Below are 8,978 nucleotides of genomic sequence, written 5' to 3' on the forward strand. Positions count from 1 at the left end.
CCATGGCACTCACACCCGAGACGATCGCGCGACACGAGCTCAACGGCCTGTGCGTACGGGTCGTTTCCGCCGACAGTCCCGACTTCGTCGGGATTGCCGGCCGTGTCGTCTCCGAGAGCGAGAAGACGCTCTCGATCCGCGATGTCCGGGACAAGCGAGTGCCGAAATCGGGTACGACGTTCGAGTTCCGACTCGACGCCACAGATGAAGCCGCGGGTTCCCGAAAGGGAGCCGAGACCGCCGGGGAACACGACTGCGACCCGGCGGCTTACGTTACGGTGGATGGCGACAGACTGCTCTCACGACCCGCCCGACGCACCGAAACCACAGGTGATTCACCATGGCGATAGGATTAGACGTAGAAACACCACCAGAACCGGACGATCCGGACTATGATTACGAGAAGTGTCCGTTCTACGGCGAGCTCTCCGTTCGAGGCCAGATCCTCGACGGGATCGTCGCGAGCGCGGACATGGACAAGACCGTGATCGTCGAGCGAGAGTATGACGTCTTCGTGCCGAAATACGATCGGTACATGAAGCGTCGATCGCGCGTCCCGGCCCACGTGCCGGGCGTGCTCGATCACGTCTCGGTCGGCGATCGCGTGAAGATAGCAGAGACACGACCCCTCTCGAAGACGAAGAGCCACGTCGTCGTCGAGGTCACGGCGGACGAGCTCGAACTCGGCCCCGTCGACCCGACGGAAGCGGCTGACGAGGCCGAAAGCGACGAGGGCACCGAGGGCGATGTAACCGAAAGCGCAGAAGCACAGGCGGGTGAGCAGTGATGGAGGCGCTGAAAGCCAACGTCACGAAGGGCCTCTCGAAGGGCGCGCTCATCAACTGTGCGGACAACAGCGGTGCCCGCGAACTGAAGCTGCTCAGCGTCTCGGGCTACTCGGGCGTGAAAAACCGCCAGCCCCAGGCCGGCGTCGGTGACAAGATCACCGTCTCGGTCACGAAGGGGACCCCCGAGATGCGCCGGCAGGTCCTCGAGGCGGTCGTCATCCGCCAGCGGAAATCGATCCGCCGGCCCGACGGCACGCGCGTGAAGTTCGAGGACAACGCGGCGGTCATCATCGACGACGCCGAAGACCCCCGCGGGACCGAGATCAGAGGCCCGATCGCACGCGAGGTCGCAGAACGCTTCGGAAGCGTCGCCAGCACGGCGACGATGATCGTCTAGAGTATAGAACCATGAGCAAGCAACCACGCAAACAGCGAAACGACGCACAGAACGCGCCGCTGCACGAGCGCCACCGACAGCTCAACGCGTCGCTCGACGCGGAGCTCCGTGAGGATCACGGTACCCGTCGGGCCCGTGTCAACGTCGGCGACACCGTCGAGATCATGCGGGGGGACTTCGCCGGTGAGACCGGCGAGGTCGTCGCGACCGATCTCAAGCGTGGCGTCGTCCACGTCGAAGACGCCGTCATCGAGAAGGCCGACGGCGAGGAGGTCCCCCGCCCGCTCGAGGCGAGCAACCTCCGGATCACGGCGCTGAACCTCGAGGACGAGGTTCGAGAGGCGCGACTCTCGGGTGATAACGAATGAGCAGACACCAGAAACGACTCTCGGTACCGAACTCGTGGCCGGTCGAGCGCAAGACTGCCAAGTACACCGTGAAGGCCCGCGCGGGCCCCCACGGCGAGGACGGCGTTCCGCTCCTGATCGTACTGCGGGACGTGCTGGGATACGTCGACTCGAAGAAGGAGGCAATGTACGCCACGAACGAGGGCAACGTCCTCGTCAACGGCGAATCGGTGAGCGACGTCCGTCGCCCCATCGGGATGTTCGACATCCTCGGGTTCGAGGAACGCGAGGAGTTCTATCGGGTCTTCCCCGACGAGGGCGGTCGGCTCGCGCTGACGCCGATCGAGGAGAGCGCGGCCGACGGCAAACTCGGCAAGATCGTCGACAAACGCCAGGTCCCCGGCGGCGAGACCCAACTCCAACTGCACGACGGGCGCAACCTGCGCGTCGGCGAGGGAAGCGAGTACTCCGGCGGTGACTCGATCGTCATCGACTGGGACAACGAGATCCTCGCGCACTTCGTCTACGAGGAAGGCGCGCTGGTCACGGCGGTACAGGGCCAGCACGCGGGCGAGGTCGGCGAAATCGAGGAGATCAGCGTGATCGAATCGAGCGCACCGAATACCGTCTCCATCGTCGGCGAGGACACCGAGTTCGAGACGCTCGAGGAGTACGTCGTCGTGATCGACGAGAACTTCGTGGAGGGTGAAGAGCAATGAGCGAGAGCCAAAACGAGGCCGAAGGCGAGTTCCACGAGATGCGAGAGCCGACCGTCGAGAAGGTCGTCGTCCACATGGGCGTCGGCACCGGCGGGCGCGAACTCGCGAACGCAGAGGAGATTCTCGAGGAGATCACGGGCCAGCAGACCGTCCGGACGCAGGCGAAACGGACCAAACCCGAGTTCGGCATCCGTCAGGGCGACCCGATCGGCGCGAAGGTCACCCTCCGCGAGGAGACGGCCCGCGAGTTCCTCGAGACGGCACTCGACATCGCGGACATCGCCGGCGGGCAGTTCGATCAGACCGGCAACGTCAGCTTCGGGATCGAGGAACACACCGAGTTCCCCGGTCAGGAGTACGACCCGAACATCGGGATCTTCGGGATGGACGTGACGGTCAACCTCGTACGCCCGGGCTACCGGGTGAAGAAACGCGACATCGCTTCGCGAGGGATCCCGTCGAACCACCGGCTCGACGCTCCGGCGGCGATCGCGTACCTAAACGAGGAGTTCGATGCCGGTATCGGACAGGAGGAGACGAATGAGTGAATCAGAGACAGAACACGAGACGGGCGAGCACGCCACAAAGCGCACCGGCCAGCTCGAAGACTGCCAGCGCTGTGGCCGCAAACAGGGTCTCGTCGGGAAGTACGACATCTGGCTGTGTCGACAGTGCTTCCGCGAGATCGCCCGCAACATGGGATTCAAGAAGTACAAATGACGACGAGTGATCCGTTCAGTAACGCGCTTTCGGGGATCGACAACGCCGAGGGCGTGGGACATCTGACACACACGATACAGCCCGCCTCGAACCAGATCGGCTCCGTGCTCGAGGTCTTTTACGACCGCGGGTACATCGACGGCTTCGAGTTCGTCGAGGACGGCCGAGCGGGACGGTTCGAGGTCGAACTGAAGGGCGCGATCAACGAATGTGGCCCGATCAAACCCCGCTACTCGGTGGGGGCAGACGAGTACGAACAGTGGGAGAAGCGATACCTCCCCGCCCGTGACTACGGGACGCTCGTCGTCACGACCAGCCACGGCATCATGAGCCACTACGAGGCCCGCGAACAGGGCATCGGTGGTCAGGTGATCGCGTACGTCTACTAACATGCCACGAACAGAAATCACACTACCGGACGGGGTCGATTGCGAGATCGACCACCTCGACGTGACGATCTCGGGGCCCGACGGCGAGGTCACTCGCCGCCTGTGGTACCCCGACGTGACAGTCTCGACCGAGACCGTCACTAAGGAGGTCGAGACCGACGAGGACGAGACCGAACAGCGCGAGGTCGAGGCGCTCGTCATCGAGAGCGGGACGGACAACGCGAAGACCAACGCCACGATCGGCACCTTCGAGAGCCACGTCAGGAACATGATCGAGGGCGTCACCGAGGGCTGGGAGTACCGGATGGAGGTCCTCTATTCGCACTTCCCGATGCAGGTGGCCGTCGACGGCGAGGAGGTCGTCATCGAGAACTTCCTCGGCGAGCGCGCCGATCGTCGGACGACGATCCATGGCGACACGCAGGTCGACGTCGACGGCGAGGAGGTCGTCCTCTCGGGACCGAACAAGGAGGACGTCGGCCAGACGGCCGCGGACATCGAACAGCTCACCCGCGTCAGCGGCAAGGACACGCGGGTGTTCCAGGACGGTGTGTACATCACCGAGAAACCCAAAGGAGGCGTCTAAATGGCTGACGAAGACCCGGAACAGCACTCCGACGAAGAGACGAACGGTGACGACCTCGAGGAGACGGCTTCGGGGACCGAACCCACCGAACTAACCGATATCAGCGGCGTCGGCGAGTCGAAGGCCGACGCGCTGCGCGAGGCCGGTTTCGAGAGCGTCGAGGACGTCAAGGCCGCGAGTCAGGACGACCTCGCTGAAGTGGAGGGCGTCGGCAACGCGCTCGCGGCACGGATCAAAGCCGACGTCGGCGGTCTCGAGGTCGACGAGGAGACCGAGGCCGAGGTCGAAGACGAGGGCACCGAGGACGAGACCGAAGCCGAGGAGGACGTCGAGACGGAACTCCAAGCCCGGGGGCTGACCGAGAAGACCCCCCAGTTGGACGACGAGGAGGCACGCCTGCTCGGCGAGCGCCACCGCATCAACAAGCCGGCGTTCAAGCGCCAGGAGTACCACAAGAAGAAGCGCACGCCCGAATCGTGGCGCCGCCCCCGCGGCGGCCTCTCGAAGCAGCGACGGCGCTTCAAGAGCCGGGGTCCGGTCGTCGAGGCCGGCTACCGGACGCCGACCGAGGTGCGCGGACTGCACCCGAGCGGCTTCGAGGAGGTCTACGTCGAGAACCCGTCCGACCTCGAGGGCGTCGACGGCGACACCCAGGCGGTGCGGATCGGGTCGTCGGTCGGCGGCCGGAAGCGCGAGCGCATCGAGGAGGACGCAGAAAGCGCGGGTATCCGCGTTCTCAACCCCACCTACGTCGAAGTCGAGGTGAACGCAGATGAGTGATCTCAAAGCACAGAAACGACTGGCGGCCGACGTCCTCGACGTCGGGAAGAACCGCGTCTGGTTCGATCCCGAGGCCCAAGGCGAGATCGCCGACGCGATCACCCGCGAGGAGATCCGCGAGCTCGTCGCCCAGGGTACCATTCAGTCGAAAGACGCCACGGGCAACTCCCGCGGTCGGGCGCGCGAGCGACAGGAAAAGCGCGCCTACGGTCACCGAAAGGGAGCCGGCAAGCGCAAAGGGAAGGCCGGCGCGCGCCAGAACGAGAAGGACGAATGGAAGAACCAGATCAGAGCACAGCGCCGGAAACTGCGCGAACTCCGCGAGGAGGGCGAGATCGACTCGACCCAGTACCGCGAGCTCTACAACAAGGCTCGCGGCGGGGAGTTCCGAACCGTCCGGTACATGACCAACTACATCGAGAACCAATACGGTGACGAATAATGGCAACAGGACCACGCTATAAGGTGCCGATGCGGCGGCGCCGCGAAGTCCGAACCGACTACCACCAGAGGTTGCGCCTGTTGAAATCCGACAAGCCACGGCTTGTCGCTCGACCGAGCAACAACCACATCAGGGCGCAGCTGATCACGACCAGCCCCGAGGGTGACGACACCCTCGCGAGCGCTCATTCGAGCGACCTCGCTGAGTACGGCTGGGAGGCTCCGACGGGGAACCTGCCGGCGGCGTATCTGACCGGCTTGCTTGCGGGAACCCGCGCCATGGAGGCGGGCCTCTCGGAGGCAGTCTTGGACATCGGTCTGCACACGGCGACACCCGGCAACAAGGTGTTCGCCGTCCAGGAGGGCGCGATCGACGCGGGACTCGAGGTCCCGCACAACGACAGCGTTCTGGCTGACTGGGATCGGACCCGCGGCGAGCACATCGCCGAGTACGCAGAGAGTCTCGACGAGCCGCTCTACAGCGGCGAGTTCGACGCAACGACGCTTCCCGAGCACTTCGATTCGGTTCGGGAGACCATCATGGAGGACTAACAATGGCACGAAACGACGGATGGGAGCCCGTGACCCGTCTCGGTCGCCAGGTCAGAGACGGCGAGATCGAGACGATGGACGAGGCGCTCAACTCGGGGCTGCCGCTGAAGGAGGTCGAGATCGTCGACCAACTCCTTCCCGGCCTCGAGGACGAGGTACTCGACATCAACATGGTCCAGCGGATGACCGACTCGGGTCGCCGAGTCAAGTTCCGCTGTGTCTGTGCGGTCGGCAACCGCGACGGCTACGTCGGCTACGCGGAGGGCCGAGACGACCAGGTCGGCGGGGCCATCCAGAAGGCGATCGGTATCGCGAAACTGAACATCATCGACGTCTCCCGTGGGTGTGGCTCGTGGGAGTGTGGCTGCGGTCGCCCCCACACCGTCTCGCTTCGCACGACGGGCAAGGCCGGCAGCGTCGAAGTCGAGTTGCTGCCCGCACCCCGCGGACTGGGGCTCGCGGGCGGGGAGACCGTCCGCAACGTCCTCGAGCTTGCGGGTATCGAGGACGCCTGGACCCGGTCGTCGGGCCAGACCCGGACCACGGTCAACTTCGCGAAGGCGACGTTCAACGCGCTTCGTAACACCGCCGAGGCCCGCGTCCCCGAGCACGCCGCCGCTCAGCGCGAGGTGATCGAGTGATGCAGGCGGTCGTCCAACTGCGCGGCGAGGTCAACATGGACTACACGGTCAAGGACACCCTCTCGATGCTCAACCTCCATCGGGTCAATCACTGTGCGCTCGTCCCGGAACACGAGACGTTCCGCGGGATGATCACGAAGGTCAACGACTACGTCGCCCACGGCGAGCCGAGCCAGGAGACCGTCGAGACGCTCCTTCGGACGCGTGCAGAGCCCGCAGAGGGTAGCGACGACATCGACGACGAGTGGCTCGCAGCAAACACCGAGTACGGCTCGATCGAGGCGCTCGCCGAAGCACTGATCGCAGAGGAAACGACGCTCAAAGAACAGGGGCTGACGCCCGTGCTTCGACTGCATCCGCCACGGGGCGGCCACGACGGCATCAAGCACGTCACCGCGGAGGGTGGTCAGCTCGGCAAACACTCGACAGAGGGGATCGACGAACTCCTCGTCGCGATGCGATAACCATGACAAGCAAGAAACGACGCCAGCGTGGCTCGCGGACCCACGGAGGCGGCACCCACAAGAACCGACGGGGGGCCGGTCACCGTGGCGGACGCGGCGCCGCCGGACGTAGCAAGCACGAGTTCCACAACTACGGGCCGCTCGGTAAACACGGCTTCAAACGGCCCGAGAAGGCACAGGACACCGTCCTGACGGTCGACGTCCAGAAACTCGACGAGGACGCGCCGCTGTTCGCCGCCGACGGTCTCGCAGAGGAGACCGACGACGGCTACCGGATGGACGCCCGTGATCTCGTCGAGGACGGCCACGACGCCGACGCCGTGAAGGTGCTCGGCGGCGGGCAGGTCAGAAGTAGCCTCGAGATCACGGCCGACGCCTTCTCGGCGAACGCGGTCGAGCTCATCGAGGAGAACGGCGGCGAGGCCGTCGTCTCCGAGCGCGGCCAGGTCGACGAGGAGGCCGACGAGGACGAATCAAAACCGGAAGATATTGAACCAACGGCTGACGAAGCGTAATCAATGAGTTGGAAGGAAGCCGCCGAACCGGTCCTCACGCGAATGCCGGGCGTCACCCGTCCGGAGGGGCACGTCCCGTTCAAGCGCAAGCTAGCGTGGACGGCGGGTGTGCTCATCGTTTACTTCTTCCTGACGAACGTCTTTCTGTGGGGGCTCCCATCGGCCGACGCGGGTCAGGACATCTTCGGACAGTTCCGATCGATACTGGCCGGTAGTCAGGGGACGATCCTGCAGGTCGGGATCGGACCGATCGTCACTGCAAGCATCGTGCTCCAACTGCTCGGCGGTGCCGGTCTGTTGGGCTTGGACACCAGCGACCCGCGCGATCAGGTGCTCTATCAGGGCCTGCAGAAACTGCTGGTGATCGTGATGGTCGCCCTGACCGCGTTCCCGATGGTGTTTCTCGGCGGTTTCCTTCCGGCGAGTCCCGAACTCGCAGCGATCTACGGACAGACGACGATCCAGACGATCATCTTCGCGCAGGTGTTCGTCGGCGGGATTATCATCCTGTTTCTCGACGAAATCGTCTCCAAATGGGGTGTTGGCAGCGGGATCGGGCTGTTCATCATCGCCGGCGTGAGCCAGCGTCTCATCGGCGGGCTGTTCGCGTGGGGCGGGCTTCCCGGCGAGGCCGGGATCATCCCGACGTGGTTCTCGATCCTCCTCGGACAGGCCTCCTTCCCGTCGCTGCTGACGGGCGAGGGGCTTCAGGCGCTCTTTCTCGGTCAGGGAGCGTTGCTCGCGATCATCACGACGGTGTTCATCTTCGTGGTGGTCGTCTACGCCGAATCCGTCAGGGTCGAAATCCCACTCTCTCACGCCCGTGTGAAGGGTGCTCGGGGCCGATTCCCCGTGAAACTGATCTACGCGAGCGTCCTCCCGATGATCCTCGTTCGCGCCGTACAGATGAACATCCAATTTCTCGGGCGGATCCTGAACGCCCGGTGGGCGGGGATGCCCGCGTGGCTCGGGATCTACAACGACCAGGGCCAGCCGGTCAGCGGGCTGTTTTACTACCTGAACCCGATTCAGGCCCCCGGGGAGTGGATGTGGTGGCTCGGCGAGGCGAGTCAGGCCGTCTGGCAGATCATGCTCCGAGTCGGGATCGACCTGGCAGTGATGATCATCGGTGGGGCGATCTTCGCGATATTCTGGGTCGAAACCACCGATATGGGTCCCGAGGCGACCGCGAAACAGATCCAAAACTCGGGGATGCAGATCCCCGGTTTTCGACAGAACATCGGCGTCTACGAGAAGGTTCTGGATCGATATATCCCGCAGGTGACCGTCATCGGCGGTGCCTTAGTGGGCCTGCTCGCCGTGATGGCGAACATGCTCGGCACGATCGGCGCGGTCTCGGGTACCGGGTTGCTGCTTGCGGTCTCGATCACCTACAAGCTCTACGAGGAGATCGCCGAAGAACAGCTCATGGAGATGCACCCGATGATGCGCCAGATGTTCGGCGGACGGTAGCGGGACGAAAAACGGACGGGTTCAGTACCCGATTATAGTTCCTCTCCGGCTACGAGCTTTGGCCCGACCCTCACCCGTGACAGGTAGGATTGCTGTGAGCCGCCGCCTCGGCGCCTTTTTCGCATGCGGGTACACTGACGCCCGCCGGATTGTGTGCAGCGACTTC

At 64.4% G+C, this 8,978-nt stretch carries 16 protein-coding genes; all 16 read left to right on the forward strand.

What is annotated here, in order from left to right; genetic code table 11:
- Positions 1-2: 2 nt before the first annotated feature.
- The 16 genes from HAPAU_RS06550 to secY are packed head-to-tail and all read left to right on the forward strand — an operon-like array spanning position 3 to position 8,812.
- Positions 3-350, forward strand: coding sequence for a ribonuclease P protein component 1 (locus tag HAPAU_RS06550; protein ID WP_066380868.1), 348 nt, complete (start codon positions 3-5; stop codon positions 348-350).
- The gene (locus HAPAU_RS06555; RefSeq protein ID WP_066380869.1) at positions 341-787 is read left to right on the forward strand and encodes a 30S ribosomal protein S17; all 447 of its coding nucleotides are present in this window, start codon (positions 341-343) and stop codon (positions 785-787) included. The genes HAPAU_RS06550 and HAPAU_RS06555 overlap by 10 nt, the downstream gene beginning before the upstream one ends.
- On the forward strand, positions 787-1,185 hold the full coding sequence (locus HAPAU_RS06560; RefSeq protein ID WP_066380870.1) for a 50S ribosomal protein L14: 399 nt from the start codon (positions 787-789) through the stop codon (positions 1,183-1,185). Before HAPAU_RS06555 ends, HAPAU_RS06560 begins: the two co-directional genes overlap by 1 nt.
- Positions 1,186-1,196: 11 nt before the next feature.
- Positions 1,197-1,553, forward strand: coding sequence for a 50S ribosomal protein L24 (gene rplX, locus HAPAU_RS06565; protein WP_066380872.1), 357 nt, complete (start codon positions 1,197-1,199; stop codon positions 1,551-1,553).
- Entirely contained in the window at positions 1,550-2,251 is a 702-nt protein-coding gene (locus HAPAU_RS06570; protein WP_066380874.1) for a 30S ribosomal protein S4e, read from the forward strand. The genes rplX and HAPAU_RS06570 overlap by 4 nt, the downstream gene beginning before the upstream one ends.
- Positions 2,248-2,799, forward strand: a complete 552-nt coding sequence (locus tag HAPAU_RS06575) for a 50S ribosomal protein L5 (RefSeq protein ID WP_066380876.1) — start codon at positions 2,248-2,250, stop codon at positions 2,797-2,799. The genes HAPAU_RS06570 and HAPAU_RS06575 overlap by 4 nt, the downstream gene beginning before the upstream one ends.
- Positions 2,792-2,971: a 30S ribosomal protein S14 gene (locus HAPAU_RS06580; RefSeq protein WP_066380877.1), complete on the forward strand. Its 180-nt coding sequence runs from the start codon at positions 2,792-2,794 to the stop codon at positions 2,969-2,971. The genes HAPAU_RS06575 and HAPAU_RS06580 overlap by 8 nt, the downstream gene beginning before the upstream one ends.
- Positions 2,968-3,360, forward strand: coding sequence for a 30S ribosomal protein S8 (locus tag HAPAU_RS06585; protein WP_066380882.1), 393 nt, complete (start codon positions 2,968-2,970; stop codon positions 3,358-3,360). The genes HAPAU_RS06580 and HAPAU_RS06585 overlap by 4 nt, the downstream gene beginning before the upstream one ends.
- Before the next feature lies 1 nt (position 3,361).
- Complete coding sequence (locus tag HAPAU_RS06590) at positions 3,362-3,946, forward strand: 50S ribosomal protein L6 (RefSeq protein WP_066380884.1); 585 nt, start codon at positions 3,362-3,364, stop codon at positions 3,944-3,946.
- Entirely contained in the window at positions 3,947-4,726 is a 780-nt protein-coding gene (locus HAPAU_RS06595) for a 50S ribosomal protein L32e (RefSeq protein ID WP_084383676.1), read from the forward strand.
- Positions 4,719-5,168 (forward strand): 50S ribosomal protein L19e, encoded by a 450-nt coding sequence (locus HAPAU_RS06600; RefSeq protein WP_066380886.1) that lies wholly within the window; start codon positions 4,719-4,721, stop codon positions 5,166-5,168. Before HAPAU_RS06595 ends, HAPAU_RS06600 begins: the two co-directional genes overlap by 8 nt.
- Positions 5,168-5,719, forward strand: a complete 552-nt coding sequence (locus HAPAU_RS06605; protein ID WP_066380889.1) for a 50S ribosomal protein L18 — start codon at positions 5,168-5,170, stop codon at positions 5,717-5,719. The genes HAPAU_RS06600 and HAPAU_RS06605 overlap by 1 nt, the downstream gene beginning before the upstream one ends.
- Positions 5,720-5,721: 2 nt before the next feature.
- On the forward strand, positions 5,722-6,360 hold the full coding sequence (locus HAPAU_RS06610) for a 30S ribosomal protein S5 (RefSeq protein WP_066380893.1): 639 nt from the start codon (positions 5,722-5,724) through the stop codon (positions 6,358-6,360).
- Entirely contained in the window at positions 6,360-6,824 is a 465-nt protein-coding gene (locus HAPAU_RS06615) for a 50S ribosomal protein L30 (RefSeq protein WP_066380895.1), read from the forward strand. The genes HAPAU_RS06610 and HAPAU_RS06615 overlap by 1 nt, the downstream gene beginning before the upstream one ends.
- A gap of 2 nt (positions 6,825-6,826) precedes the next feature.
- Positions 6,827-7,339, forward strand: a complete 513-nt coding sequence (locus HAPAU_RS06620) for an uL15m family ribosomal protein (protein WP_066380897.1) — start codon at positions 6,827-6,829, stop codon at positions 7,337-7,339.
- A gap of 3 nt (positions 7,340-7,342) precedes the next feature.
- Positions 7,343-8,812, forward strand: a complete 1,470-nt coding sequence (gene secY / locus HAPAU_RS06625; RefSeq protein ID WP_066380899.1) for a preprotein translocase subunit SecY — start codon at positions 7,343-7,345, stop codon at positions 8,810-8,812.
- Positions 8,813-8,978 lie beyond the last annotated feature (166 nt).

Source organism: Halalkalicoccus paucihalophilus (assembly GCF_001593955.1).
GTDB lineage: Archaea > Halobacteriota > Halobacteria > Halobacteriales > Halalkalicoccaceae > Halalkalicoccus > Halalkalicoccus paucihalophilus.

Excerpts from the sequence above, each read along its gene's own strand:
- HAPAU_RS06610 (WP_066380893.1), top strand. The coding sequence starts at position 5,722 with ATGGCACGAAACGACGGATGGGAGCCCGTGACCCGTCTCGGTCGCCAG.
- HAPAU_RS06595 (WP_084383676.1), top strand. The coding sequence starts at position 3,947 with ATGGCTGACGAAGACCCGGAACAGCACTCCGACGAAGAGACGAACGGT.
- HAPAU_RS06570 (WP_066380874.1), top strand. The coding sequence starts at position 1,550 with ATGAGCAGACACCAGAAACGACTCTCGGTACCGAACTCGTGGCCGGTC.
- HAPAU_RS06575 (WP_066380876.1), top strand. The coding sequence starts at position 2,248 with ATGAGCGAGAGCCAAAACGAGGCCGAAGGCGAGTTCCACGAGATGCGA.
- HAPAU_RS06590 (WP_066380884.1), top strand. The coding sequence starts at position 3,362 with ATGCCACGAACAGAAATCACACTACCGGACGGGGTCGATTGCGAGATC.
- HAPAU_RS06620 (WP_066380897.1), top strand. The coding sequence starts at position 6,827 with ATGACAAGCAAGAAACGACGCCAGCGTGGCTCGCGGACCCACGGAGGC.
- HAPAU_RS06615 (WP_066380895.1), top strand. The coding sequence starts at position 6,360 with ATGCAGGCGGTCGTCCAACTGCGCGGCGAGGTCAACATGGACTACACG.
- HAPAU_RS06550 (WP_066380868.1), top strand. The coding sequence starts at position 3 with ATGGCACTCACACCCGAGACGATCGCGCGACACGAGCTCAACGGCCTG.
- HAPAU_RS06585 (WP_066380882.1), top strand. The coding sequence starts at position 2,968 with ATGACGACGAGTGATCCGTTCAGTAACGCGCTTTCGGGGATCGACAAC.
- rplX (WP_066380872.1), top strand. The coding sequence starts at position 1,197 with ATGAGCAAGCAACCACGCAAACAGCGAAACGACGCACAGAACGCGCCG.
- HAPAU_RS06580 (WP_066380877.1), top strand. The coding sequence starts at position 2,792 with ATGAGTGAATCAGAGACAGAACACGAGACGGGCGAGCACGCCACAAAG.
- HAPAU_RS06555 (WP_066380869.1), top strand. The coding sequence starts at position 341 with ATGGCGATAGGATTAGACGTAGAAACACCACCAGAACCGGACGATCCG.
- secY (WP_066380899.1), top strand. The coding sequence starts at position 7,343 with ATGAGTTGGAAGGAAGCCGCCGAACCGGTCCTCACGCGAATGCCGGGC.
- HAPAU_RS06560 (WP_066380870.1), top strand. The coding sequence starts at position 787 with ATGGAGGCGCTGAAAGCCAACGTCACGAAGGGCCTCTCGAAGGGCGCG.
- HAPAU_RS06605 (WP_066380889.1), top strand. The coding sequence starts at position 5,168 with ATGGCAACAGGACCACGCTATAAGGTGCCGATGCGGCGGCGCCGCGAA.
- HAPAU_RS06600 (WP_066380886.1), top strand. The coding sequence starts at position 4,719 with ATGAGTGATCTCAAAGCACAGAAACGACTGGCGGCCGACGTCCTCGAC.